Here is a 25,291-nt window from a genome sequence, read left to right as displayed (position 1 = left end):
CACAGAGTTTATGAAGATCGATCGAATTCCCTCGCAGTCATCCCTATGCAAACCATATTTCGCATCTGTTTCGTTAACAGACCATGTAAAATTCACAGTCCGTAGTTTCAACTCAGGCCAAAGTCTTGTTGTGCACTCAATTCAATTCTCCATCCTTTAACTTTCCGGAGCAAAACTTGTAAAACCGAAGCAGTATCATCGCCATCAAACCCACGACCAAAGGCTCAATTGCATCCGGTACAACCGCCCCTCTCAACACCCAATAACAAAAACACGACCAAACCAAAATGAAGATAAGTCGGCTAACTATTTTCATGGGCACGCCCCTCTTCATCCGGTTGCAGTCAGTATCACAAACATGGGAAACTGAAAATTAACAATATTTATACTACCTCGACTAAATCCACACAACCATAATAGTTATCACCATCACCGGCGGAAGGAATATATACGTGCTAACGGCAGAAACTTGACGGCGGACACCTGACGGGCGAACAAGTTGAAGCGATTGAGGATTTGGATATCAGTCATATTGCTGAGAATATGGCGCCATCTATTGGAAGAGAAAGCAGCTCCACTAAGTAAATTGTTGTTGGCCTGGAAGCTGCAGGAGAACCTCGTCGAACCATTGCTGATGCGAAACAGTCAGCGAAATAATCCTTGGACTTTCCAGCAGCCCGACAGAATATGACCTGCTTGATTTACTATGACAAGCACTAGGAGTAGTATTTGCACTCAGCGTCTCTCAACTAAGTCTCTGACTTTTGTTTGCTGAGCGAATTAGACTGAGCATAGATCAATAATTTATTGGATTCAGCGAAGCAGCGTTTATTTCAAAATGACGATCACTGGCTCCAATAAACCGGAACAACCCTACACCTACACCCAAGCGTTTCATTCAAACCTGACGCCCTGCCGTCCGGCCAGATCGACGAAGAATTGCCAGGCAACGCGGCCGGAGCGGGCGCCGCGCGTGGCCTGCCATTCGATGGCTTCGGCGCGCAGGGTCTCGGGTGCGACGGACACACCATATGCAGCGCAATAGCGGTCGATCATCGCAAGATATTCGTCCTGATCGCAGGGGTGGAAGCCTAGCCAGAGACCGAAGCGGTCGGAAAGCGAAACCTTTTCCTCGACCGCCTCGGAGGGGTTGATGGCGCTGGAGCGTTCGTTTTCGATCATGTCGCGGGGCATCAGGTGACGGCGGTTGGAGGTGGCATAGAACACCACGTTCTCGGGCCGTCCCTCGATGCCGCCATCCAGAACCGCCTTGAGCGACTTGTAATGCTGGTCGTCATGGCTGAACGACAGGTCGTCGCAGAACAGGATGAAGCGCTGCGATGCGCTGCGCAGATGGTTCAGCAGACGGGCGACCGAGGGCAGGTCCTCGCGCTGAAGCTCGACCAGTTTCAGATCCGGGAACTCAGATTGAAGAGTGCCGTGCACCGCTTTGACCAGGCTCGATTTTCCCATGCCGCGCGCACCCCACAAAAGTGCATTGTTGGCCTTGAACCCGGCGGCGAAACGGCGGGTGTTGTCCAGGAGCGTATCGCGCGAGCGGTTGATGCCCACCAGCAGGTCGAGATCGACCCGGCTGACATCGCGCACCGGTTCCAGCCGTTCCGGCCCGACATGCCAGACAAAGGCGGGCGCGCTGGCTAAATCGGGGGCGCGCAGGGGGGCGGGCGCCATGCGTTCGAGGGCTTCGGCAATGCGGTTGAGCGCGTCGTTGTCCATGTCTCTCCTCCCTGCGGTCGGGCACAGAAACCATGTTCGCGGCGGCGCGGCAAGGGCCGGATTGACCGTTTTGTACCTGTTCCAGAGGGGGAATTGACCGTTTTGTACAGCCTCAGACAAGGCGCGAGACGGCTTGATCCGCGCGGACCCCACTGACACTCTGCAAGTCCGGGGCAAGCGGAGGGCGTGATGCTGGGGTTCCTGACATTGATACTGGTGTGCCAGCTGGCCGGAGAGCTGGCGGTGGGCGCGCTGGACCTGCCGGTGCCGGGGCCGGTGCTGGGCATGCTGGCGCTGTTCGCGCTCCTGATGATCCGGGGCGAGGTGCCCGAGGCGCTGGAACAGACGGCGGGAGGATTGCTGCGGGCGATGTCGCTGCTGTTCGTGCCGGCGGGGACCGGGGTGATGCTGCATTTCCGGCTCCTGGGCGAGGCGCTGGTGCCGCTGGGCGTGGCGCTTGTCGTCAGCACGCTGGCCACCATCGCGGTGACCGGCCTGTTGATGCGCTGGCTGGGCCGGAGAGAGCCGAGCGATGGATAGTCTGGCCGAAACCTGGGTCTATCTCAGCGCCTCGCCGCTGTTTCACCTGACGCTGACGCTGGTCGCCTTTCAGGCGGCAAGCTGGCTGTTCGAGCGGGGAGGCCGCAGCCCGTTCCTGAACCCGGTGCTGGGCGCGGTGCTGATCGTGGTGGCGGTGCTGGTGCTGACGGGGACGGATTACGGCACCTATTTCCAGGGTGCGCAATTCGTGCATTTCCTGCTGGGCCCGGCGACCGTGGCGCTGGCAGTGCCGCTCTATCGTCAATGGCACCGGGTCAGGCGCTCGGCGCTGGCGATCACGGTCAGCCTCTTGTGCGGGTCGCTGACGGCGATCCTGACGGCGGTTGCGGTGACCCGGCTGATGGGCGGATCGGAGGCGCTGCTGGCCTCGGTCGCGCCCAAATCGGTGACGGCGCCGGTGGCGATGGCCATTGCCGAGCAACTGGGCGGGCTGCCCTCGCTGACGGCGGTGCTGGTGATCGTGACCGGGATCTTCGGGGCCATGTTCGGGCCGATGCTGCTGAACCTGCTGGGCATCCGCGACTGGCAGGCGCGCGGGCTGGCGATGGGCACAGCCAGCCACGGCATCGGCACCGCGAGGGCCTTGCAGGTGAACGAGACGGCGGGCGCGTTTTCGGGACTGGCCATGGGGCTGAACGCGGTGGCCACCGCGCTGCTGCTACCCTTGCTCTGGGCACTGCTTGTGCGGTTCGGTCTGGTCTGACGCGGCCTGTGCGTCTCTTGGGATTTGTGGTTTGATCGCCACAGGCGGGCAAGATCGGGAAAGCCATTTGGCCTTGCGTATTTGCCCCGGACGTTTGTCTCAGCTCTGCCGGTGTGATTAGTTGAAGTGGCAGGGCTTTGGGGAGGCGGACATTGCCGCAATCACCAGATCACCACGCGGACGAGACGACACCCCGGCCGAACATCCTGGTTCGTTCGATTGCAGGTCTGTCGGTTTCGATCCGGCTGAAGCTGCTATCGGCCTTTCTGGGCGTCACTTTGTTGATGGCCGGGCTGGCCTGGATCGGGCTGGAAACACTGCGGCAGGCCAACGACAGGACCGAGAAGTTGTTGCGCGATCAGGCACGCATCGCGTTCTTCAACGATCAGTATGTTTACCTGAGCGATCTTGTGACCCTGGCCACCGCGATGGCCATTGATCCGAACGACGTGCAGCGGCAGAAAGCCAGCAGTTTCTTCAGTAACACTTCGTTTCTTCTGATCGAAGGCACAAATAACCTTGTGCTTCACACCGGTCAGGGGCTCCGGACCATCGGGCGCGCAGGGCAGCCGGACGCTGCAGAAATCTCGGCGCAGCGGGCAAATGCAAAGCGGTTGCAGGAGATTGCCCGGCGTGCAGGCACCCTGCGCGAGAGCAAGGATTACAAGTCGGCAGGCGCCATCGCGCGCCAGACCTTCTTGCCCATCGCCCTGCGGATGCAGCGTGGCGCCTATTCCAAGGTTCAGGACATCGAAGCGGAAATGGCTGAAACGGCGCGCACGACGGCGCTGGCCTATGAATCCTCGCGCGAGATGGTCATTGCCTCGGCTCTGGCCGCGATTGGTGCCGCGTTTCTGCTGGGTTATGCGTTCTCAAGCTCGCTGATCTGGCCGGTCCGGCGGATCGGCGAGACGCTTGGTGCCATCGCGGGAGGGCAGTTCGATATGCGGGTCACGGTTCCCAACCGGGACGAATTGGGGGATCTGGCCCGCGATGTGAACGCGACCAGCCAACGGCTGGGGGAGCTCTATGCAAAGGTCGAGGCGCAACGGGCGGAGCTGGCCACCGAACACGCGCGGTCCGAGAGGTTGCTGCGCAACCTGTTGCCCGAGCAGATCGCCGCCCGGCTCAAGGACGATCCGACAAGGACAATCGCGGACAGCCTGCCATCGGTGGCGATCCTGTTTGCAGATATCGAGGGCTTTACCCCGCGCGCGGCCAAGATGACGCCGGAGGAAATCGTCAACTTCCTCAATGGCCTGTTCTCGGTCTTCGACGAGCTGGCGCAACGGCACGGGCTGGAAAAGATCAAGACGATCGGCGATTCCTACATGGTGGCGGCGGGCGCGCCGGAGGCCTGCGACGATCCGGTGCACAGGGTCGCGGAAATGGCGCTGGACATGCTGGAGGTCGCCCGGACCTTTGCCGGTGGTGTGGACATCCGGATCGGCCTGCATGCCGGGCCGGCGGTGGCCGGTGTGATCGGCCACCAGAAGCTGTTCTATGACATCTGGGGCGAAACGGTGAATATCGCCAGCCGCATGGAGAGCCATGGCGAACCGGGGCGCATACAGGCGACGAAACCGGTACAGGAGCAGTTGCGGGCCAACTACAGGTTCGAGCCACGGGGTCGGGTCGAGGTCAACGGAGTCGGTCCGGTGGAAACCTGGTGGCTGGCCGGACGACTGCAACAGCCCGGGCCGAAGAAAGAGCCGGTCCCTCGCCCGCAGACGTGAAAAGGCGCGCCAGGGCGGCGCGCCTTTTGGGGTCTCGGACGCGTGGCGCCTACTTGCTTTCTTCTTCGTCGAATTCGGCCATCAGCGGATCGTCGAATTCCTGTTCGTCGTCATAATAGCCATCGGCGCGCAACTGCGCCTCGCGCTTCTTTTCGACCCGGGCCACCAGGAAGATCGAGATCTCGTAGAGGCCATAGACCACGGTAAAGAGGATGAGCTGGGTCACCACATCCGGCGGCGTGACCAGAGCGGCCAGGATCAGGATCGCCACCACGGCGTATTTGCGCACGCTGCCCAGCCCCTCGGCGCTGACCAGCCCGGCCTTGCCCATCAGGGTCAGCAGAACCGGAAGCTGGAAGCAGAGGCCGAAGGCCATGATGAACTTGAGCGTGATGTCGAGCGATTCGTTGACCTTGCCGAAGAAGGTGATCCGGACCCCGTCGGAGGTTTCGGGAACCACCGCCACATCCGCGGGCACATCCCCCGCAGCCCCCGACAACAGGTTGGCGAAGATCGAGCTGACATCTGCAAAGCCCAGAAAGAACTGCATCGCCAGCGGTGTCACCACGAATTGCGCGAATGACGCGCCCAAGAGGAACATGAAGGGCGAGGCGATCATGAAGGGCAGGAACGCCCCTTTTTCCGAGCGGTAGAGTCCCGGCGCGACAAAGCGCCAGAGCTGGTAGCCGATTACCGGAAAGGCCAGCGCAAAGCCGAACACCATCGAGATGCGGAACAGGGTGAACAGGTATTCCTGCGGCGAGGTGTATTGCAGCGTCGGCGACGGGTCGCCCAGCTCGCGCAGGGTCGCCTCGATCGGCGCCAGGAGGAACTGGAGGATCGGCTCGGCCACGACAAAGGCCAGCACGATCCCGACGATAAAGGCGATCACCGCGCGAATGAGACGGGTGCGCAGCTCGGCCAGGTGTTCGATCAGCGGGGCAGAGGTGTCGTCGATCTCGTCTGTCTTGCTCATGTCTCGGTTCCGGGTTTCAGCGCGGCCTCGGCGTCCTTGGCCTTTTCAAGCTCGGCCGTGGCCTCGCGCAGGCGACGTTCCGCGGCGGCGCGGGCGGTAGCGGCCTGGATCTTCTTGGCCTGTTCGGCCCGCTCGGTCGCCAGTTTGCCGGTCTCGGTGCCGGGGTCGTATTTGGTCGGGTCCACGCCGGTGCGCAGGTCGCTGGCGGCCTTGCGCACCCCGTCGAGCGCCGAATCCACCGGGTTGGTGGCGGCCTTGAGCCCCTTCGAGATATCCTTGACCCCGGCCTCGTCGGCGGCATCGTTCATCGCCCGGCTGAATTCACGCGCCAACCCCCGGGCCTTGCCGACCCAGCGCCCGACATTGCGGAACAGCACGGGCAGGTCCTTGGGCCCCACGACGATCAGCGCCACAACGCCGATCACCAGAAGCTCGCTCCAGCCCAGATCGAACATCTGCGGTTACGCCTTGTCCTTGTCGGTTTCGGGCGAGACGTCCTTGGCCGCCAGGGCCGCGTCGTCCTCAAGCTCCTTGGTGCCGTCATTCACGCCCTTCTTGAAGGCGGTGATGCCCTTGCCGACCTCGCCCATGAGCGAGCTGATCTTGCCACGGCCAAACAGCACGAGGACCACGACGGCGATGAGCAGAAGGCCGGGAAGGCCGATATTGTTGAGCATGGATGATCTCCTTTGTCGTCAGCGGAGCGCGAGTGCGCCTCCGGGAATGTGTCTGGCGTCCGGTCTACCGGGCGCGCGTGCTGCCGCAAAGGGGAAGGCGCCCGCCGGGCGCCGCCTTTGTGATGAATATTACGATTTTGCCGGGGGGGCTTGCCTCTCCTGACAGGTTTATGTCAGTTGAAGGTGGCTATCACGGGAGCATCGCAACATGGACAAGAGGATATCCCATGACCGAGACCGTCGAGATCGTCACCTTCGCGCTGAACCCCGATGTCAGCGCCGCGCGTTTTGTGGAACTGAGCCGGCAGACCGAGGACTTTGTGCGCGCCCTGCCCGGCTTTGTGCACCGCAGGCTGAGCCGGGGCGCCGACGGGCGCTGGACCGATTGTGTGGTCTGGACCGATGCGGCGGCGGCCGAGGCGGCCGCGCGCGCCTTCGAAACTGCGGATTGCGCGGCGGCGCTGATGACTGCCATTGCCCCCGACAGCCTGAGCATGCGGCACGAGGCGGTGCACTGGCGGATGTGATCTGCGGATGCGAAAGGGCGGGTCATGCGCCGTAGCGACCGCCTGTTCGACATCATTGGCATCCTGCGCGACGGCAAGCTGCACCGCGCGCAGGATATCGCGGACCGGCTGGAGGTGTCGGTCCGCACCATCTATCGCGACATGGACACGCTGGCCGCCTCGGGCATTCCGGTCGAGGGCGAGCGCGGCATGGGTTACATGGTGCGCGAACAGATCACCCTGCCGCCGCTGAACCTGACCCCGACCGAGCTGGAGGCGCTGAACCTTGGCATGGCGATCGTCGCCGAGGCGGCGGATCCGGAGCTGAAGGCGGCGGCGCAAACGCTCGCCGACAAGATCGACGCGGTGCTGCCCGTCGGCACCATCGCCGAGGCCGATGCCTGGAAATTCGCCGTCTACCCCTTTGCCGATGCCGCGCGCGGCCTGGCGCATATGCCGCCAATCCGGGCCGCGATCAAGGCGCGGCAGAAACTGCGGCTGAGCTATCGGCGCATCGACGGGGAACTGACCGACCGCGTGGTGCGACCGCTGCATATGGAATACTGGGGGCGGGTCTGGACGCTGACCGCCTGGTGCGAGCTGCGCGCCGGGTTCCGGGTGTTCCGCATCGACCTGATCGAGGCGGTAGCCCCATTGCCGGAGCTGTTCCGCGACGAGCCGGGCAAGACCCTGGCCGATTACCAGCCCTGAGCGGGGCTGGGGGCGCTGCCCCCGTCCTGCGGACTCCCCCGGAGTATTTTTGGCGAAATGAAGACGCGGGCGCGCTTGCGCTTCTTTCTGGTTGAAAAATACTCCCGCCTGAGGCACGGGCCGTCCGGCCCGTACACTCACTTGAGATAGGGTTCGGGGTCGAAACTGTCGAAGCCCTTGCGCACCTCGAAATGCACATAGGAATTGTCGCCCTCGCGCAGGCGGGCGATTTTCTGGCCGCGCTTGACGGTGTCCCCCTTGTTCACCTCGATGCCGTCGACATTGGCATAGACGGTCAACAGGTTGTCGGCATGGCGGATCACCACGATCGGCACCTGATCAGCATCGGCGGTGATCGCGGCCACGGTGCCGCCTTCGGCGGCGCTGACGGCACTGCCGGGGGCGCCCGCGATGTCTATGCCTTCGTTCTTGCCCTTTTCATAGGGTCGCACGATCTTGCCTTTGACCGGGAAAGCAAGCTGGGCGTTACTGCTGCCGGTGGGTTGGCCCACCGAGACATCCGGTGCTGCGGGCGCGGCGGCGGCAACTTTCTCATCCGGCAGCGGTTTCGTGGCCGAAGGCGGTGTCGGGGTCGGCGACCCCGCTCCGGGGGCGGTTGTGGCGGCTGTGGCGGCGGGGGCTGGCGCCTGTTTCTTTGGCGCCGGCTGGTCCTTGACCGGGATCAGCAGATACTGACCCTCGCGTATGGCGAAATCGGAGCCGAGCCCGTTCCATTCGGCCAGCGCGTTCACGGGCACCTGATAGAGCCGCGAGATGGTATAGGCGGTCTCGCCCCGCGCCACCTTGTGCCGCACCGGTTCCGGACCGGCGGGTTTGGCGGCTGCGGGCGCGGGCGCGGCGGGCGCCAGCGTCGTGGTCTCAACCGGGGTGGTATCAGGGGCCTGGTCGATGGCGCTGCCCGCCAGGGCCGCGATATCTATGTTGCCGCCCTGCCCCGCCGGTTCGGCCACGCGGCGCGGCAGCGCCAGCACCTCGCCCTCGCGCAGGGTATCATTCTGTTGCAGCCCGTTGAACCGTGCCACCTCGCCCGCAGGCAGGCCGACCCGGTCGGCCAGCGCCGTCACGCTGTCGCCGCGCCGGGCGACGGCCACCTGATAGTTGGGATAGGAGATCACCCCGCGCGTGTCCGGTTTCGGGCGCGGCGCGGTCCTGGCCGACTGCGCCGCCTCGGTGGTGTTGAAGGCGCCGATCTGGCCCCGCAGATCATAGTCGAGCGGCCCCTCGCAGGCGGCAAGCAATGCCAGCGCGGCAGAGGCCAGGGTGGGTCTGGTCAGGGTTCGGAATGAAACACGCATCTCTTTATCCTCAATGCTGCCCCCCATGTGGTCCGGGGGTTCGCGTCAATCAACTCGGCCCGGGGCAATAAACCGGGCGTCTCAGCCATCCTTGCCCAGCCCTTCGAGCAGCGGCACGAAACGGACCGGGCGCAATTCGTCGTATTCGAAGCCGGTTTCAAGGCGGCGGACCCGGATCAGGGTCTGCACCGTGTCCGACTGGCCGACGGGCAGCACCATGATACCGCCGATCTTGAGTTGCGCCAAGAGCGGGCCGGGCGCGTCCTCGGCGGCGGCGGTGACGATGATCCGGTCAAAGGGGGCCTGGTCGGGCAGACCAAAGGAGCCGTCTGCGGTCATCGTGGTGATGTTGACCAGTTGCAGGCGCTGGAACAGGGCCTGCGCCTCGCGCACCAGCCGGGCGTGGCGGTCGACGGTATAGACCCGGCGCGCCAGCTTGGCCAGGATCGCCGCCTGATAGCCCGAGCCGGTGCCGACCTCGAGCACCTTGTCGCGCGGGTGCACCTCGAGCGCCTGGGTCATCAGCCCGACGACCGAGGGCTGGCTGATGGTCTGGCCGCAGGCGATGGGCAGCGGCATGTCCTCGTAGGCGCGTTCGGCGAAGAGACCGCGCACGAAGAGGCCTCGGTCGACCTCCTCCATCGCCGCCAGCACCCGCCGGTCGGTCACACCCTTTGACCGGAGCGCGAACAGGAACTGCATCTTGGTTTCGGCGTCGGGTCCGTTCATAGGGTGGCCTGCAATGCCTCCAGCGTGTCCTCGGCGGTCAGGTCCGCGCGCATGGGCGTGACCGAGATATAGCCGTCGAGATTGACGGCGGCATCGGTGCCGGGCGCGGTGCGCGCCTGCTGGTCGCCGCCCTTGATCCAGAGAAAGCGCTTGCCCGAGGGCGACAGATGCGGTTCGACCGCATAGCGCGAGCCCTGGCGAAAGCCCTGGCGGACGACCTGGATGCCCTTGACCTCGGCGGCGGGAACGGGCGGGAAGTTGACGTTGAAGAACAGCCGGTAGTCGGGCCTCTCGTCGGGCCAGGCGGCAAGGATGCGGCGCACGACCTCGGTGCCATGGCTATGGGCGATCTCGAAGGGATCCTCGCGGCCATAATTGCGCGGGCCGAAGAACTGCGACAGCGCGATGGCGGGCAGGCCCTGAAGCGCCGCCTCCATCGCGCCGCCGAGCGTGCCGGAATAAAGCGCGTTCTCGGCCGAGTTGTTGCCCCGGTTCACCCCGGACAGGACCAGATCGGGCGGCGCGTCCTTCATCACGTCATGCAGGCCCGCCAGCACGCAGTCGGCCGGGCTGCCTTCGGTCGCGAACCGCCGCGCGCCCAGTTTGGCGATCAGCATCGGATGGGTATAGCTGATGCAATGGCCGACGCCCGACTGTTCAAAGGCAGGCGCGACAGTCCAGACCTCGCCATCGGGACCCGCGAGGTCGCGGGCCAATGCCTCAAGTGCCGCCAGCCCCGGCGCGTTGATGCCGTCGTCATTGGTGATGAGAATACGCATGTCGTCCTGCCCCGTTTGGCCCTTGATAGACGCGGGCCACCGGTACGGCAAGCGTACCGGACCCGCGATCTGCGGCATTCGCGTATCAGTCGATGGCAAAAGCGCACCGGTCAGGGGGAAGCACCAGAATTTTGCAGAAAAATTCTGGGCACAAAAAATCTCAGATTTTTTGGCGCCGGACCGGAGTCGGGAACACGAAACAACGATCGCGGCGAATGGTGAGCCACATGACCCGGCCGGGTTCGGGGATGAACACGTTGGGCACCGTGGCCTTGAGCATCGACCCGTCGAAATCCATCCGGAACTCAACGAGGCTCTCGCCGCCCAGAAAGCGCGCCCGTTCGACCACGCCGCGCGCCGCGACCCCGTCCGAGGGCGTGGGCAGCGGCCCCTTGCCGCCCCGGTCGAAATCGAGCTTCACATGCTGGGGGCGGAACACGATCTCGACATCGGTACCGTCGGGAACGCCGGGCGCCAGGAACTGGCCAAATGGCGTGCTGGCCAGGGCGCCGTTGACCTGCGCCCTGAGCGTGTTCACATCGCTGAAAAACGCCACCGCCGCCTTGTCCACGGGGCGGGTATAGACGTTGTAGGGCGCGCCCTGCTGCACGATCCGCCCATCGCGCATCAGCGCGATCTCGTCGGCCATGCGCATCGCCTCTTCCGGCTCGTGCGTGACCAGCAGCACGGCGGCATCCTCTTCCTTTAGCAGCGCCAGCGTGTCGTCGCGGATACCGTCGCGCAGCCGGTTGTCGAGACCCGAGAACGGCTCGTCCATCAGCATGATGCGCGGCCGTGGCGCCAGGGCGCGGGCCAGCGCCACGCGTTGCTGTTCTCCGCCAGAGAGCTGGTGCGGATAGCTGTCGATATGGCGCGACAGCGACACGCGGGCCAGCAGTTCCTCGACCCGGGCGCGTTTCTCCTCGCGGCTGCCCTTTAGACCAAAGGCCACGTTGCCCGCGACGCTGAGATGCGGAAACAGCGCGAAGTCCTGGAACATCAGGCCGATCTCGCGCCGCTCGGGCGGGACCCGGAACACTGTGTCGCAGATCAGCTTGCCATCGACATGGATCTCGCCGCTGTCCTGCATCTCGACACCGGCGATCATCCTCAGCGTGGTCGACTTGCCGCAGCCTGACGGACCCAAGAGGCAGGTCACCTGCCCGGCGCGGATCGACAGCGACACGTCATCGACCACCCGCTGCCCGTCGAACACGCGCACCAGATTGCGGATCTCGAGCCGCGGAGGGGTTCGTCCTGCCGTCACCTGTCGGGCCTCGCTGCCTATCCCTAGCCTTTTGGTCGGGAGTTCAGGCCGGGGATAGCAACCCCGCCCCGTCAGCGCAAGGCACCCCGGTCAGCAGCAGCCGCCCGTGGCTGGCGCGGCTGCCAGCCCGTTGAACGGCGAGTTGCCGCCGCATCCGGCAAAAATTCCGTAATGGGTGGAGAAATCGCCGATGAACTCGAAATGCGGCGCAAAGCGCGTCTCGGCCAGGATGCGCCAGGTATTGCCGCAGACCGGGAACACCTTGCCGGTTTCGATGACATGATGGTCGTCCAGCACAAATGCATGCGGCGCGTTGGGCACGGTGCCCTTGTAGATCACCGCCTGGCCGTAGTCCTCGCAGGCCGGTTCCAGACCATCCAGATTGAACAGGCGATAGGTGGCCGAGAGGAAACGGATCGGCCCGAGCTTGTCTTGCAGCGCCGGGTTGCCGACATTCAGCGCCCGGCTTTCCACCATGCGCGGGTCGCCGAAGCCGGCCTGCCGCGCCAGGGTCAGGAAATCGTTCCAGTAAAGCGCGCCGGACAGGCATTCGCCATAGAGCACCTCGTCCTCGGCCAGCTCTGCCGGAATGCGGCGGTCGGCGTAGACATCCGAGAAATACATCTCGCCGCCCGGTTTCAGGAGCCGCTGCGCGCCGCGCAGCACCGCCGCCTTGTCGGTGGCCAGGTTCAGCACGCAGTTCGACACGATGATGTCGAAGGAGCCGGGTTCCAGCGGCAATTCGTCCAGCATCTCGATGAAGCCCAGGTGAAATTCGGTATTGGGCGCGTCATAACCGAAAACCTCGGCATGATAGGCGCGATGCGCGCGCGCCACGTCCAGTTGCGCCGAGGTCATGTCGACGCCCACCACCGCGCCCTGCGGCCCTACCAAGGCCGACAGCGCATAGACATCGCGCCCCGCACCACAGCCCAGATCGAGGATGCGCGCGCCCTCCAGCGCCAGGGGCGCGATCAGGCCGCAGCCGTAATAGCGCGCCATCACCTCGTCATGCACCTTGGCCAGCACCGGTTTCAGATGCGCGGGCATCTCTGCGGCCGTACAACAGGCATCGGTCTGCAAATCGGATGTGCCCTTGAGCACCTCGCCGTAATAGGTCTGCACCGCCTCGTGTTTCATCGCTGGCCCCTTTTTTCTCGCGCGCAAGAGCTAGCGCAACGCCTCAGTCCACGCAATCGAACCTACGAAAGCGTGACCGTGTCTTCATTTCGCCGGAAATACTCCGGGGGAGTCGCCCGGAACGGGCGGCGGGGGCAGCGCCCCCTACGCGTCCAGCTCGAAAACACCCATCGCCCGGACCCGGCCGTTGACCTGCACCTCGACCCGGTGCGGCCCGGGCACAAGGGTGAAGGTGCTGGCGTCGCCTTTCAGCTTGTGGCGCTTGTCCAACCGTAGGCGGCCGCCCGTCAGACGCGCCTGTTTCCACTTGTGGACCTTGGCCGAGACCTTGCCGCCGGGACGTTGGAAAAACACGATGTAATCGACCAGCACCGGCAGCTCCGCGTCTCCCTCCAGCTCCACACTCAGGGTCAGATCCGTGCCGATACGGGCGCTGGCCGGAAGCTCCAGCATCGCCGAGACCGGAGCGTCGGGGTCGTAACCCAGCATCGCCATGGCGCCGGGGTGGCCCGCCTTGACCAGCCCGCGCAGGGCATGGGCGGTGATCCACTGGCGCTCGCTGGTGCTGTGCCGCGCGGCCGCATGCCAGTCGGAGAGCCGGTCCAGCACCAGGTCGGGGTCCTTTTTTGCGATATCGTTCAGGTGGTTGGCCACCGAGCGGGTGACATAGCGGGTGGGATCGGCGTGCAAGCGGTCCAGAAGCGGCAGCGCGGCGTCGAGCGGCAGCGCGATGCCCGCGCCCCAAGGCAGGCGCGGGCGGGTGCCCTCGCTGACCAGCCGCCGCACATGATAGCTGTCATGATCGCACCAGTCCCGCATCCGCGCCAGCACCAGATCGGGCCAGCGGTTCAGGAACGGGCGGATCGCCCATTCCATCGAAAACCGCTGGGTGAGTTCGGCCAGGACATCGAGTGCCAGGTCCGGGTGTTCGATCCCGGCCGAGGCCACCCATTCGCCCAGCGGCGCAAAGATGAAATCGCCAAAGTCGTCGTCCGACAGGGTCGGGTCGAGCGGTGGCGGCAGGGCGCGCAGGATCGCTGCCGCCACTTGCGGCAGCTCCCCCGGCAGGCTGTCCATCAGGCAGGCCGCGATCCAGTCGATGCGCTGTTTCAGCTCCAGCTCGGGCAGGCGCTGCATCACCCGCGCCTCGAACCCGGCACCGTCGAACCCCGGCCCGTCGAAAAGGCCGGCGAGATAGCCGACCTTTTCCGCGTTAAAGAGCTGATCCTTCAGCGAAAACCCCTGCGCCATGGGTTACATTGTCAGGTTGGTGCCGCCGCCGTCGTGCAGCAGGTTCTGGCCCACGATGAAGCCCGCATGCTGCGAGCAGAGAAAAGCGCAGGCGGCGCCGAATTCCTCGGGCGTGCCGTAGCGGCGGGCGGGAATCGTGGCGGCGCGCTCGGCGCGCGCCTCTTCGAGCGAGATGCCTTTTTGCTGCGCCACCGGGCCATCCAGCGCATTGGCGCGGTCGGTGGCATGGATGCCGGGCAGCAGGTTGTTGATCGTCACGCCAAAGGGCGCGACCTGTCGCGAGGTGCCCGCGACATAGCCGGTGAGACCGGTGCGGGCCGCGTTCGACAGACCCAGCGCCGGGATCGGCGCGCGAACCGATTGCGAGGTGATGTTGACCACCCTGCCCCAGCCCTTGTCGATCATGCCGGGCAACAGCGCCTTCATTAAGGCGATGGGCGTCAGCATGTTGGCGTCGAGCGCGCGGATGAAATCGTCGCGGTCCCAATCCGACCAGAGGCCCGGCGGCGGGCCGCCGGCATTGGTGACGAGGATGTCCACACCCTGGGCGGCCTCGATCACCTGCGCCTGCCCTGCCTGGGTGGTGACGTCACAGGCGACGGTCGTCACCTTGACCCCATGCGCCGCGCGGACAGCCTCGGCCGCCGCCTCCAGCGCCTCGGCGCCGCGCGCGTTCATCACCAGATCGACGCCCGCCGCCGCCAGCGCCTGGGCACAGCCCAGCCCCAGCCCCTTGGACGAGGCGCAGACCAGCGCCCTCTTGCCTGCGATACCCAGATCCATCACCCGTTCTCCCTGTTGGATGCCGTTGCAGCGGAGTTAGCACCAATTGCCCGCGGATCACCACCCACGCGACCGAGATCCGCCATATTTTGGCGGCAGACTGGATTGCACTTGCACCAACCGACCTACAGATTGAAGATGAAAGACCTCAGCCCGCAGCACCCGTTAGACATCGTGACCAGACACGCCCCCGCCCAATCCGTACCCGTGTACCCCGCCCGCGCCTTTCGGGTGACGAATGGTGCCAATCTGGGCGACGGGGTCGCGCCGATGGACGAGCTGATGCTGGACGACATCTATGGCCTGAGCCCCGATGCGCAGCCCCGCCGCCTGGGGCTGGAGGTGCTGGCGGACGGTGCCCTGGTCGTCGCGGAGGATTCGGACTGCGGCAGGCCGGGCCATGCGCTGCACCTGGATTGCGCGCTGAACCTGATGAGTCCCGACGGCATGACCACCGATGCCATCGTTCTGGTCGAGGTCGATGGTGACGGCCATATCGCCGATGTCTACCTGTTGCCGCTGGCGCCGCTGGTGGCCAAGACCGACTACACGCTTGTGGGAATAGATGGCGACCACGCACGGCAGAAATTCGCGCAGGTGGCCTGTGTCTCGTTCACGCGCGGCACCCATATCACGCTGGCCTCGGGCGCGCAGATGCCCATCGAGGAGCTGACGGTGGGCGACCGTGTGCTGACCCGCGACGACGGGGTGCAGCAGGTACGCTGGATCGGCCAGAGCACGGTGCGCGCGGTGGGCGATTTCGCCCCGATCGTGATCCGGGCGGGCACGCTCAACAATGAAAACGATCTAGTGGTCAGCCCCGATCACCGCCTGTTCGTCTATCAGCGCCGCGACGAGATCGGCGTGGGCCGCCCCGAACTGCTGGTCAAGGCGCGGCACCTGGTCAATGGCGAGACGGTATTCGTGCAGGAGGGCGGATTCGTCGACTACTTCCAGCTGCTGTTCGACCGTCACCACATCATCTATGCCGAGGGGATCGCGGCCGAGACCATGCTGCTCGATCCGCGCACCCGGCCCGCCCTGCCCGACGGCCTGATCGAAGATGTACGGCCGCTCCTGGACCAGCACGGGCGCGGCGACGGGCATGGGGTGGACGTGTCACGGCGTCTGCTGGACCGGCCCGACGCCATCGCGCTCTTGAAGAAGGCGTCGACCAACCGCTAGGCCCGTTGCCATGGCTCAGTTGCACTGCTCGTAGGAATAGTCGCCGAATTCCAGCCAGTTGCGGCCATCCTGCTCGAACACCAGATATTCCGCCCGATCCTCGCCCAAGAGCGCCACGACAAAGCCCGCAGGCGGCTGGGCGTTGCCGAAATAGCTATAGGCGGTCATCGCGCGGTTCGTCTCGCCGTTGACGGAGACGATCGCGTCCCACTGGCCATCGGGTTGCGACAGAATCGCGTATTCGATCACCCGCTGAACCGCGCCGCCACCGCAATAGACCACGCCTTCGGCCGCTTCGGGCGTGCTGGCGGCGGCGCTTTGGGTGGAGGTGGCGCAGCTGGCGCGCAGCGACTTGACCGCACGGCCTGAACCCTTGAGATCGAAGATGCCGTAGGTCACGTCCTAGTCGATCATCGACAGGTTCAGCGCGGCGTTCCGCGCGATCTGGTCGAGGATGAAGTCGTAGTCGGACATGTCGTTGAGGCGGATCTCGACCGGGTAATTGTCCACCATCTCGATCATTGCGTTGGCATCACCCAGTTGGAACGCCGCCGCCTCGGTCTGGCCATCGGACATGAAGCGCAGCGATAGGCCGCGTTTGGACAGGATGTCCTGGCTGTCCTCGTAACCGGCAGGCGCAAAGCGGATACGGTCACATTGTAGTTCCAGCGTGCTGGTGTTGGTCTGGACAAAGGCGTTCGGAGCCGGGCCGGAGTTGAAGGACCACTCCGCCAAGGCCGGAGAGGCATTGAGCAGGACCGCAGAGCCGAGGGCGGCCAGAACAAGCAGATGGCGCATGTGTTTTCTCCCATGTGACCCTGTCGATGGTAGGACGGCGTTGGGCATCGGACAGCCTGCCCTTTCGTATAGCGCCGCGTTCGGATTTTCATGCCAATCGTTCGGTTCAACCGTGCAATGTAGCGGCAAAGGTTGAGAAACCGGCCCACGGGCGCTAGCTTTCCGCTGGTCGACAGTTTGGCAGAGGAGATGAGATGCGCCCGATTTTCGCGACAGCGATCACCGCCACGCTACTGGCCGCAGGCGCCGCGCTGGCCCATAGCGGCGTCAGCAACCCGGCGGTCAAGGCGCGGATGCATGCGATGATGCAGATTGCCGACAATACCAAGATCCTGGGCGCCATGGCCAAGGGCCAGACCCCGTTCGATGCCGACGAGGCCCGCGCCGCCGCCGCCGCCATTGCCGCCCATGCGGCCAGCGTGCCGACCCTGTTCATGGATGAAGAGCACGACCCGAAATCCGAGGCATTGCCGGCAATCTGGCAGGAATTCGACACCTTCGGTCAGAGGTCCGAGGCGCTGACACTGGCCGCCGCCGAGGCGGCCGTGTCGATCGAGACCGAGGCCGATCTGAAACCGGCGCTCGCCCGGATCGGCAGCACCTGCAAATCCTGTCATCAGGATTTCCGCAAACCGCAGTAAACGCGCATTCTTGCAAGGGCGGCGCAACCTGATATACGCGCCCCCATGTTGGATATCGCCGTAAACCGCCCCGCATTGCCGCCCGAGATCGCGCGGCGCCGCACCTTTGCCATCATCTCGCATCCCGATGCGGGCAAGACCACGCTGACCGAAAAGTTCCTGCTGTTCGGCGGCGCGATCCAGATGGCCGGACAGGTGCGCGCCAAGGGCGAGGCGCGGCGCACACGGTCGGACTTCATGCAGATGGAAAAGGATCGGGGCATCTCGGTCTCGGCCTCGGCAATGTCGTTCGATTACAAGACGTTCCGGTTCAATCTTGTCGACACGCCCGGCCACTCGGATTTCTCCGAGGACACCTATCGCACGCTGACGGCCGTTGATGCGGCGGTGATGGTGATCGACGGGGCCAAGGGGGTCGAGAGCCAGACACAGAAACTGTTCGAGGTCTGCCGGTTGCGCGACCTGCCGATCCTGACCTTCTGCAACAAGATGGACCGCGAGAGCCGCGACACGTTCGAGATCATCGACGAGATCCAGGAGATGCTGGCGATCGACGTGACGCCCGCAAGCTGGCCAATCGGCCAGGGCCGCGATTTCATCGGCTGTTACGACATCCTGCGCGACCGGCTGGAGCTGATGGACCGCGCCGACCGCAACAAGGTCGCCGAAAGCATTGAAATCAATGGGCTTGACGACCCCAAGCTGGCGCAACACGTGCCCGCGCATCTGCTGGAGCAGTTGCATGAAGAGCTGGAAATGGCGCGCGAACTGCTACCCGCGCTTGACCCGCAAGCCGTGCTCGAAGGGCATATGACGCCGATCTGGTTCGGCTCGGCCATCAACTCTTTTGGGGTCAAGGAACTGATGGAAGGCATCGGGAAATACGGGCCAGAGCCGCAGGTGCAGAGTGCGGAGCCGCGCCAGATTTCCCCTGACGAAACAAAGGTTTCCGGCTTTGTCTTCAAGGTTCAAGCCAACATGGACCCCAAGCATCGCGACCGGGTGGCCTTTGTCCGGCTTGCCTCGGGGCATTTCCAGCGCGGCATGAAGCTGATGCATGTGCGGTCGAAAAAGCCGATGGCGATCTCGAACCCGGTGCTGTTCCTGGCATCGGACCGGGAACTGGCCGAAGAGGCCTGGGCCGGGGACATCATCGGCATCCCCAACCACGGCCAGTTGCGTATCGGCGACACGCTGACCGAGGGCGAGGCGCTGCGGGTCACCGGCATCCCCTCTTTCGCGCCGGAACTGTTGCAGGGCGTGCGCGCGGGCGATCCGATGAAGGCCAAGCACCTGGAAAAGGCGCTGATGCAGTTTGCCGAGGAAGGCGCCGCCAAGGTGTTCAAGCCGATGATCGGCTCGGGCTTTATCGTCGGTGTCGTGGGCGCGCTGCAATTCGAGGTGCTGGCCAGCCGGATCGAGCTGGAATACGGGCTGCCGGTGCGGTTTGACGGCTCGCAATTCACCTCGGCCCGCTGGGTGGCGGGCGATAAGGTGGCGATGGACAAGTTCGTCAACGCCAACAAACAGCATATCGCCCATGACCATGACGGCGACGTAGTCTATCTGACCCGGCTGCAATGGGACATCGACCGGGTGATCCGCGATTACCCCGAGCTGAAGCTGACCGCGACCAAAGAGATGATGACCTGAGCCGCGCCCTGCCCTAGGCTGTGGGAACAGGCAATGGGCAGGAACATGACTATGGACGACAAGGGCGTGACCTGGGGCGTGGTGGCGACCGTCAAGGCGCCCGAGCGCGATATCCTGCGGTTTGCCGCATGGCATCTGGAACTGGGCGCGCACCGGCTGTTTCTCTATCTCGACGACCCGGATCCGGGCGTGTTCACCCGGCTCAAGGCGCATCCGCGCATCCGGGTCTGGGCCTGCGATGACAGCTATTGGACCCGTCGCAAGCTGGCCCGCCCGGCCAAGCATCAGGCGCGCCAGACGATGAATGCGCGGCATGCCTATAACCGGGCCGATGTGGACTGGCTGGCGCATATCGACGTGGACGAATTCATCTGGCCCGAGACCCCGCTTGGCGGTATCCTGGCCGGGTTCGGACCCGAAATCCTGTGCGCCCGGATGCGCCCGATTGAGGCTTTGGCGGGTGACCCGGCGCTGTACAAGGCGTTCATCCCCGGCGGGCCTGCGCGGGATGAAACGGTGCGGCGGCTATATCCGACCTATGGCGCCTTTGTGAAAGGCGGATTCATGAGCCATGTGGCGGGCAAGGTGATCGCACGCACCGGGCTGGAAAAGGTCGACTTCCGTATCCACAACATCTTTCGCAACAAGGAGATGAACCCTGGACAGGTGGAGATGGACAGGGTCGATCTGTGCCACCGGCACGGCGCCGACTGGGATCACTGGATCGCGGCCTATCGCTATCGCATCGCCAAGGGGTCGTACCGGCCCGATCTTGCCCCCAATGTCCCGCGCGAGGCGGGCGGGCTGAGCATGCATGAGTTGCTGAGCACCATCGAGGAGGAAAGCGGCGAGGCCGGGCTGCGCGCCTTTTTCGACGAGATGAACGCGGTGTCGCCCGAGGCCCGCGCCCGGTTGGAGGCGGCGGGGATGCTGAAACGGCGCGAACTGGATCTGGACGCGGTGACGCGGAAACAGTTTCCATCTTTGGCATGAATTGTTGCTCATTTGGCCACAATGAACGTAAATCCCCTTGCTGCACCTGCAACATTTGACGCTGGCCGGGGTTTTTGCTATGCCCCGCCCAGCCGTAGCGCGCCCAAACCGGCGCAGCGCCCATGACGGGCCCGGCAGTACGACTGACGCGCGGGCCCGGTGAGTGTCCGCATATATCGGACACACATGACAAAATTTTCTGATCTGAACCTGAATCCCAAGGTCCTCAAGGCCGTAGAAGAAGCCGGTTACGAAACCCCCACCCCGATTCAGGCAGGCGCGATTCCTCCCGCTCTGGAAGGGCGCGATGTGCTGGGCATCGCCCAGACCGGCACCGGCAAGACGGCCAGCTTTACACTGCCAATGATCACGCTCCTGGCCCGTGGCCGCGCCCGCGCGCGGATGCCACGCAGCCTGGTGCTCTGCCCGACGCGGGAACTGGCCGCACAGGTGGCCGAGAACTTCGACACCTATACCAAGCACCTGAAACTGACCAAGGCGCTTCTGATCGGTGGTGTCAGCTTCAAGGAGCAGGACGCGCTGATCGACCGGGGCGTCGATGTGCTCATCGCGACGCCAGGCCGGTTGCTCGACCATTTCGAACGCGGCAAGCTCCTGCTCACCGGCGTGCAGATCATGGTGGTGGACGAGGCTGACCGGATGCTCGACATGGGGTTCATCCCCGATATCGAGCGCATCTTCAGCCTGACGCCCTTTACCCGCCAGACGCTGTTCTTCTCGGCCACCATGGCGCCCGAGATCGAGCGGATCACCAATACCTTCCTCAGCGCGCCCGCGCGGATCGAGGTGGCCCGCCAGGCCACCGCGTCGGAGACGATTGAACAGGGTGTGGTGCAGTTCAAGGGCACCCGCCGCGACCGCGAGGCCAGCGAGAAACGCGCCATTCTGCGGGCGCTGATCGACGCCGAGGGCGAAAAATGCACCAACGCGATCATCTTCTGCAACCGCAAGACGGATGTGGATATCGTCGCGAAATCGCTGCAAAAATACGGCTATGACGCGGCGCCGATCCATGGCGACCTGGATCAGAGTCAGCGCACCCGGACGCTGGATGGCTTCCGCGAAGGCAAACTGCGTCTGCTGGTCGCCTCGGACGTGGCGGCGCGCGGGCTGGATGTGCCCTCGGTCAGCCATGTGTTCAACTTCGACGTGCCCGGCCACCCCGAAGATTACGTGCACCGGATCGGCCGCACCGGCCGCGCGGGCCGCGACGGCAAGGCGATCACGCTCTGCATCCCGCGCGACGAAAAGGCGCTCGACGCGATCGAGAAGCTGATCCAGAAGGAAATCCCGCGGCTGGAGAACCCGGTCAATCTCGAAGAACTGCCCGAGCCGAAACCGCGGCGCGAGGAGCGCAAGAGCAAGTCGGACAAACCGCGCCGCGAGAGCGAGAAGCGGGCCGACAAGGCGCCGCGCGAGGACAAGCGCGAGGCCAGGGCCGAGGACAGAAGCAGCGCGCCGCGCGAGGACAAACGCGAACGCGGCTCCCGGAGCGACGACAAACGCGGTCGCGACCGGTCCGAGGATCGTGGTGCCAAGGTGGTGGGCATGGGCGACCATCTGCCCAGCTTCATCGCGCTCAGCTTCGAGGAACGCCGGGCGGGCTAAGCCCGCCCCCCGCCGGAGTAGAGGCCTCAGCACGAAGCACGTGCAATCGGGCTTCTTTCTGGTCAGAAATACTCCGGAGCGCGAGGCAGCGCCTCGCAAAAACCGCCGCGCGGCACGCGCGGCCCGGCCCAACGCCGGACGGAGCGCTCGCAAGAGCGCACCAGTCCGGGGGCGGGAGCGCCCCTCTTTGGTTCAGATTGTCAGCACCAGTGCCAGGATCGACAGGCCCAGGAGTGCGATGCCCGCAATCTCGCGCGTCGTGATCTTTTCCCGGAAAAACAGGGTCGAGGCCATCAGGCTGAAGATCAGCTCAACCTGCCCCAGCGCCTTGACATAGGCCGCGTTCTGAAGCGTGAAGGCCAGGAACCAGCAGAACGATCCGCCAAGGCTGGTCAGCCCGACAAAGGCGCCGGTGTTCCGCGTGGCCCAGACCGCCGCCAGTTGCGCCCGATCGCGCCACCAGAGCCAGAGCGCCATCGACACCAGCTGGAACGACACCACCGCCGCCAGTGTCACCAGCGCCCGGAACCAGGGCGTCAGATCCCCCAGTTCCAGCGAGGCGGCGCGGTAGCTGACCGCCGAAAAGGCAAAGAGCACGCCCGAACCAAGCCCCAGTTGCGAGGCGCGGTTGGTCAGGTGGCGCCACCAGGCGCCGCTGCCGCCCGGTGTCTTGGACAGCAGTAGCACCGCCGCCAGTCCCAGCAGGATGGCGCCCAGCGCGCCAAAGGAGACGCCCTCGCCCAGAATGACAAAACCGACGATCGCAGTCTGGATCACCTCGGTCTTCTTGAAGGTGATGCCGACGGCAAAGTTGCGTTGCTTGAACAGCGCCACCACGCAGATGGTGGCGAGGATCTGGGCGGTGCCGCCGATGGCAACAAACAGCCAGAACCGGGGGCCAAGCGCCGGCAGGTCATAGCCGCCTGCGGTAGTGGCGATCAAGAGCCCCGCCAGCGCCAGCGGCGCGGAATAGAGGAAGCGGGCAAAGGTTGCGCCCGAGGCCGACAGTTTCACCGTCGCCAGCGATTTTTGCAGCATGAACCGCACGGTCTGAAACAGCGCGGCGGCGAGGGTGACGGGGATCCAGAGGCTCATGCGCCTCTTGTGGCCTCAAATCAGGGCTTTGGCCAGAGCGGATGCGGCACCGGATCCTTGGCACGCCAGAAATAGCGGCGGAACACCTCGCCATAGGAACGATAGCTGTAACCCTCGTTGCAGCTGAGATACCGCTCCTTGCCCGCCCTGTAGAGCGCGGGCAGCGCATACCAGGGCGCGCCCGGATTCATGTGATGAACCACGTGGAAGTTGTTGTTGAGAAACAGGAACGCCAACAGCCCCCGATCCTCGATCACCACGGTGCGGGCGCGCGATTTCTCATGCGCGCGATGTTCCAGAAAGGTGCGGATCTTGAGCAGGCCCAGCCCGATATAGGCCGAGAGCGCAAAGGCCCAGATGGGCATGGGCGACAGCGATACGACCCAGAGCACCACAGCCATGCCCGGCAGGTGCAGCGCCCAGGCCAGGAGGATCGCGCGGTCGCCGCGCAGCGCACCGCGCACCTCGTCACGCAGGAAACAGGCGGTGCCGATCAGCGGACCCAGCACCATGCGCCCGGCAAGCGTGTTATTGAGCGCATAGAGGCGCCGCTGCCAGCCCGGCAGGCGCGACCAGATGGCGGGGTCGAGATAGTTGCTCTCGGGGTCGTCATAGGGGTCGGTTAGGTTTGCATCCAGGTGATGGGCCAGATGCAGGTCGCGGAACCGGTTGTAGGGGATGCACAGCGTCAGCGGCAGCGCCATCAGCGCCTCGTTCAGCCAGCGATAGCGGAACGGGTGACCATGCAGCGCCTCATGCGTCAGCGAGGAATGCAGCGCCGCAACCAGCCCCATCGCCGGAATGGCGAGCCAGAGCGACAGCCCGGCCAGCCCGAAGATCACCAAGAGCCAGGCAGCATAGCAGGCGAGGATCAGCGCGAAAGTGCCCCATTCGGCGCGCTCGGGCAGGCGCGGCTCAGACATGGCGGCCCCAGCGGATGCCGGCCCAGACACGCTCGTAAACCAGGTAGAGGGTGAAGCCCAGCGCCGTGTTGACCAGCGCCAACGTGCCGCCAATGGCGGCAGATCCTGTCGCCGCAAGGCCCACCAGGGTCATCGTGACCAGGCCCAAGAGGTTCCAGATCAACGCCTTCAGGACCGATCTTCGCCGCGTTTCCATTCCGTCTCCTGCCTGCAATTTTCACGAAACTGTTACCGTGTCGTGAAGCATGCGGGAATTCGGAATATGATTAACAAAATTCAGCAACTATGATAATTGTCACCACATGTGGGAAAAGATGGACAAGCGTGACCGGGCGGCGCAGTTCCGGATTCGGCTCGGGCGTGCGATGGAGCAGCGCCAGACCAGCCAGAGCGCGCTGGCGCGGCAAGTGGGGGTGGATCGCTCGACGATCTCTCAATTGCTGTCTGGCGATGGCGCGCGCCTGCCCAATGCACATGTGGTGGGGGCCTGCGCCTCGGCGCTGGGGGTTTCGGCCGACTGGCTCCTGAGCCTGTCGGACCGGCCCGAAAGTGCCGCCGAACTGCTGGCCAGTTCGCTGACCATGGCCGAGGCGCCGCGCGCGCTGGTGGACGAGCGGATCTATGAATGGCACCGCGAGGCGGCAGGCTACAAGATCCGTTATGTGCCCGCCGCCCTGCCCGACATGCTGAAGACGCGCGCCTTTCTGGAATGGGAATACGCGCCGCACCTGGGGCGGACGGCGGATCAGGCGATTGGCGCCTCCGAAGACAGGCTGGCCTGGATGCGCAGCGCCCAGTCGGATTACGAGATCGCCATGCCCCTGTTCGAGTTGCACAGTTTTGCCCATGCCACCGGCTATTACCACGGGCTGCCGCTGGATCTGCGGCTGGAGCAGATCGACCGGTTCCTGGCGCTGAGCGAGCAGCTCTACCCGCGCCTGCGTATCTATCTCTACGATGCCAAGCGGCTTTACTCGGCACCGATGACGATCTTTGGCCCGCTGCTCTGCGCCTTTTACGCGGGCAGCCATTACATGGCGTTCCGCGACCGCGACCGGATCGAGGTCTTTACCCGCCATTTCGACACGCTGGTACGCGAGGCGGACCTGACCGCGCGGGACCTGCCCGCGCATCTGCGGCAGCTCAGGGCGGCAATAACCTGCTGAGTTTGGCGCGCGGGATGCGCGCGGCGCGGTTCTCTGCTATGATGGGGGTCCTGAAACCAGACAGGACCAACCGGACCAATCGAACGGAGGAGACCCGATGGACGCGATCAGGAGTGCCGAATACGCCCGCGCGCTTTATGCAGCACATGGCGACCGGGCCGAGGCGGAAGCTGCCCAGAAGGAGCAGCATTGCAAGGCGATGGGGAATATCGACGAGGCCGAGAGCTGGCAGGCGGTGCGCCGTGCCATCCGGCAGATGCGCGGCGCTAACCAGAGCTGAGGCCGGAGGTTTTTCTGCGCAATATCGCTGCCGGGTGCCTGTCATGCGGCAATTGA

28 protein-coding genes are annotated in these 25,291 nt (G+C 64.6%); 12 read left to right on the top strand and 16 right to left on the bottom strand.

Annotation, left to right across the window (positions count from 1 at the left end):
* Window positions 1-894: 894 nt before the first annotated feature.
* Window positions 895-1,737 carry an ATP-binding protein gene (locus OE747_RS19945; RefSeq protein WP_263830233.1) on the bottom strand — a complete coding sequence of 281 codons (843 nt, stop codon included), beginning with the start codon at window positions 1,735-1,737 and terminating at the stop codon, window positions 895-897.
* Between the two features lie 189 nt (window positions 1,738-1,926).
* Here OE747_RS19945 and OE747_RS19940 point away from each other — a divergent pair, with 189 nt between their 5' ends.
* The 3 genes from OE747_RS19940 to OE747_RS19930 all read left to right on the top strand — a co-directional run bounded on the left by OE747_RS19940 (window position 1,927) and on the right by OE747_RS19930 (window position 4,737).
* Entirely contained in the window at window positions 1,927-2,277 is a 351-nt protein-coding gene (locus OE747_RS19940) for a CidA/LrgA family protein (protein ID WP_263830232.1), read from the top strand.
* Window positions 2,270-3,001, top strand: a complete 732-nt coding sequence (locus OE747_RS19935) for an LrgB family protein (protein ID WP_263830231.1) — start codon at window positions 2,270-2,272, stop codon at window positions 2,999-3,001. Before OE747_RS19940 ends, OE747_RS19935 begins: the two co-directional genes overlap by 8 nt.
* 152 nt (window positions 3,002-3,153) lie before the next feature.
* Window positions 3,154-4,737, top strand: a complete 1,584-nt coding sequence (locus OE747_RS19930) for an adenylate/guanylate cyclase domain-containing protein (protein WP_263830230.1) — start codon at window positions 3,154-3,156, stop codon at window positions 4,735-4,737.
* A 49-nt stretch (window positions 4,738-4,786) separates the two neighbouring features.
* On the opposite strand, the gene tatC is transcribed toward OE747_RS19930, so the two are convergent.
* Genes tatC through OE747_RS19915 form a run of 3 tightly spaced genes read right to left on the bottom strand, consistent with a single transcriptional unit; the run spans window position 4,787 to window position 6,390 of the window.
* Window positions 4,787-5,713: a twin-arginine translocase subunit TatC gene (tatC, locus tag OE747_RS19925; protein ID WP_263830229.1), complete on the bottom strand. Its 927-nt coding sequence runs from the start codon at window positions 5,711-5,713 to the stop codon at window positions 4,787-4,789.
* Window positions 5,710-6,168, bottom strand: coding sequence for a Sec-independent protein translocase protein TatB (gene tatB / locus OE747_RS19920; RefSeq protein ID WP_263830228.1), 459 nt, complete (start codon window positions 6,166-6,168; stop codon window positions 5,710-5,712). The genes tatC and tatB overlap by 4 nt, the downstream gene beginning before the upstream one ends.
* 6 nt (window positions 6,169-6,174) lie before the next feature.
* Window positions 6,175-6,390 (bottom strand): twin-arginine translocase TatA/TatE family subunit, encoded by a 216-nt coding sequence (locus OE747_RS19915; RefSeq protein ID WP_263830227.1) that lies wholly within the window; start codon window positions 6,388-6,390, stop codon window positions 6,175-6,177.
* A gap of 227 nt (window positions 6,391-6,617) precedes the next feature.
* On the opposite strand from OE747_RS19915, the gene OE747_RS19910 reads away from it, so the two are divergent.
* Both OE747_RS19910 and OE747_RS19905 read left to right on the top strand, forming a co-directional pair.
* Window positions 6,618-6,917 carry a hypothetical protein gene (locus tag OE747_RS19910; protein ID WP_263830226.1) on the top strand — a complete coding sequence of 100 codons (300 nt, stop codon included), beginning with the start codon at window positions 6,618-6,620 and terminating at the stop codon, window positions 6,915-6,917.
* 24 nt (window positions 6,918-6,941) lie between these two features.
* Window positions 6,942-7,607, top strand: a complete 666-nt coding sequence (locus tag OE747_RS19905) for a helix-turn-helix transcriptional regulator (protein ID WP_263830225.1) — start codon at window positions 6,942-6,944, stop codon at window positions 7,605-7,607.
* A gap of 137 nt (window positions 7,608-7,744) precedes the next feature.
* On the opposite strand, the gene OE747_RS19900 is transcribed toward OE747_RS19905, so the two are convergent.
* The 7 genes from OE747_RS19900 to OE747_RS19870 all read right to left on the bottom strand — a co-directional run bounded on the left by OE747_RS19900 (window position 7,745) and on the right by OE747_RS19870 (window position 14,872).
* Window positions 7,745-8,923 (bottom strand): peptidoglycan DD-metalloendopeptidase family protein, encoded by a 1,179-nt coding sequence (locus OE747_RS19900; RefSeq protein WP_263830224.1) that lies wholly within the window; start codon window positions 8,921-8,923, stop codon window positions 7,745-7,747.
* Between the two features lie 81 nt (window positions 8,924-9,004).
* Window positions 9,005-9,652 carry a protein-L-isoaspartate(D-aspartate) O-methyltransferase gene (locus tag OE747_RS19895; RefSeq protein WP_263830223.1) on the bottom strand — a complete coding sequence of 216 codons (648 nt, stop codon included), beginning with the start codon at window positions 9,650-9,652 and terminating at the stop codon, window positions 9,005-9,007.
* On the bottom strand, window positions 9,649-10,431 hold the full coding sequence (gene surE, locus OE747_RS19890; RefSeq protein ID WP_263830222.1) for a 5'/3'-nucleotidase SurE: 783 nt from the start codon (window positions 10,429-10,431) through the stop codon (window positions 9,649-9,651). Before surE ends, OE747_RS19895 begins: the two co-directional genes overlap by 4 nt.
* Window positions 10,432-10,591: 160 nt before the next feature.
* Window positions 10,592-11,698 carry an ABC transporter ATP-binding protein gene (locus tag OE747_RS19885; RefSeq protein ID WP_263830221.1) on the bottom strand — a complete coding sequence of 369 codons (1,107 nt, stop codon included), beginning with the start codon at window positions 11,696-11,698 and terminating at the stop codon, window positions 10,592-10,594.
* Between the two features lie 90 nt (window positions 11,699-11,788).
* A complete protein-coding gene (locus OE747_RS19880) occupies window positions 11,789-12,838 on the bottom strand; it encodes a methyltransferase domain-containing protein (RefSeq protein ID WP_263830220.1) in 1,050 nt (349 codons plus the stop codon).
* A 144-nt stretch (window positions 12,839-12,982) separates the two neighbouring features.
* Complete coding sequence (locus OE747_RS19875) at window positions 12,983-14,089, bottom strand: hypothetical protein (RefSeq protein WP_263830219.1); 1,107 nt, start codon at window positions 14,087-14,089, stop codon at window positions 12,983-12,985.
* A gap of 3 nt (window positions 14,090-14,092) precedes the next feature.
* A complete protein-coding gene (locus OE747_RS19870; RefSeq protein WP_263830218.1) occupies window positions 14,093-14,872 on the bottom strand; it encodes an SDR family oxidoreductase in 780 nt (259 codons plus the stop codon).
* A gap of 138 nt (window positions 14,873-15,010) precedes the next feature.
* On the opposite strand from OE747_RS19870, the gene OE747_RS19865 reads away from it, so the two are divergent.
* Entirely contained in the window at window positions 15,011-16,057 is a 1,047-nt protein-coding gene (locus OE747_RS19865; protein WP_404818342.1) for a Hint domain-containing protein, read from the top strand.
* Between the two features lie 15 nt (window positions 16,058-16,072).
* On the opposite strand, the gene OE747_RS19860 is transcribed toward OE747_RS19865, so the two are convergent.
* Window positions 16,073-16,456: a hypothetical protein gene (locus OE747_RS19860; RefSeq protein ID WP_263830216.1), complete on the bottom strand. Its 384-nt coding sequence runs from the start codon at window positions 16,454-16,456 to the stop codon at window positions 16,073-16,075.
* A gap of 3 nt (window positions 16,457-16,459) precedes the next feature.
* Window positions 16,460-16,855, bottom strand: coding sequence for a hypothetical protein (locus OE747_RS19855; protein ID WP_263830215.1), 396 nt, complete (start codon window positions 16,853-16,855; stop codon window positions 16,460-16,462).
* Between the two features lie 194 nt (window positions 16,856-17,049).
* Between OE747_RS19855 and OE747_RS19850 the strand changes: the two genes are divergently transcribed.
* The 4 genes from OE747_RS19850 (at window position 17,050) to OE747_RS19835 (ending at window position 21,771) form a co-directional block, all read left to right on the top strand.
* The gene (locus tag OE747_RS19850; RefSeq protein ID WP_263830214.1) at window positions 17,050-17,496 is read left to right on the top strand and encodes a c-type cytochrome; all 447 of its coding nucleotides are present in this window, start codon (window positions 17,050-17,052) and stop codon (window positions 17,494-17,496) included.
* Between the two features lie 45 nt (window positions 17,497-17,541).
* Window positions 17,542-19,149, top strand: coding sequence for a peptide chain release factor 3 (locus OE747_RS19845; protein ID WP_263830213.1), 1,608 nt, complete (start codon window positions 17,542-17,544; stop codon window positions 19,147-19,149).
* Window positions 19,150-19,194: 45 nt separating this feature from the next.
* Window positions 19,195-20,142 (top strand): glycosyltransferase family 2 protein, encoded by a 948-nt coding sequence (locus OE747_RS19840; protein ID WP_318527327.1) that lies wholly within the window; start codon window positions 19,195-19,197, stop codon window positions 20,140-20,142.
* Between the two features lie 186 nt (window positions 20,143-20,328).
* Complete coding sequence (locus tag OE747_RS19835) at window positions 20,329-21,771, top strand: DEAD/DEAH box helicase (RefSeq protein WP_263830212.1); 1,443 nt, start codon at window positions 20,329-20,331, stop codon at window positions 21,769-21,771.
* Window positions 21,772-21,963: 192 nt separating this feature from the next.
* On the opposite strand, the gene OE747_RS19830 is transcribed toward OE747_RS19835, so the two are convergent.
* The 3 genes from OE747_RS19830 to OE747_RS19820 are packed head-to-tail and all read right to left on the bottom strand — an operon-like array spanning window position 21,964 to window position 23,985.
* Entirely contained in the window at window positions 21,964-22,866 is a 903-nt protein-coding gene (locus OE747_RS19830) for an EamA family transporter (RefSeq protein ID WP_263830211.1), read from the bottom strand.
* Window positions 22,867-22,886: 20 nt separating this feature from the next.
* A complete protein-coding gene (locus OE747_RS19825) occupies window positions 22,887-23,789 on the bottom strand; it encodes a fatty acid desaturase (protein WP_263830210.1) in 903 nt (300 codons plus the stop codon).
* The gene (locus OE747_RS19820; protein ID WP_164128365.1) at window positions 23,782-23,985 is read right to left on the bottom strand and encodes a DUF2061 domain-containing protein; all 204 of its coding nucleotides are present in this window, start codon (window positions 23,983-23,985) and stop codon (window positions 23,782-23,784) included. The genes OE747_RS19825 and OE747_RS19820 overlap by 8 nt, the downstream gene beginning before the upstream one ends.
* Window positions 23,986-24,091: 106 nt before the next feature.
* Here OE747_RS19820 and OE747_RS19815 point away from each other — a divergent pair, with 106 nt between their 5' ends.
* Window positions 24,092-24,955, top strand: a complete 864-nt coding sequence (locus OE747_RS19815) for a helix-turn-helix domain-containing protein (RefSeq protein WP_263830209.1) — start codon at window positions 24,092-24,094, stop codon at window positions 24,953-24,955.
* A gap of 97 nt (window positions 24,956-25,052) precedes the next feature.
* Entirely contained in the window at window positions 25,053-25,235 is a 183-nt protein-coding gene (locus OE747_RS19810; RefSeq protein WP_263830208.1) for a hypothetical protein, read from the top strand.
* Window positions 25,236-25,291: the final 56 nt, after the last annotated feature.

The organism is Ruegeria aquimaris, assembly GCF_025751555.1.
GTDB lineage: Bacteria > Pseudomonadota > Alphaproteobacteria > Rhodobacterales > Rhodobacteraceae > Ruegeria_B > Ruegeria_B aquimaris.
Note: the sequence above shows the minus strand (reverse complement) of the source record. Positions and strands in the feature narration are given on the sequence as shown.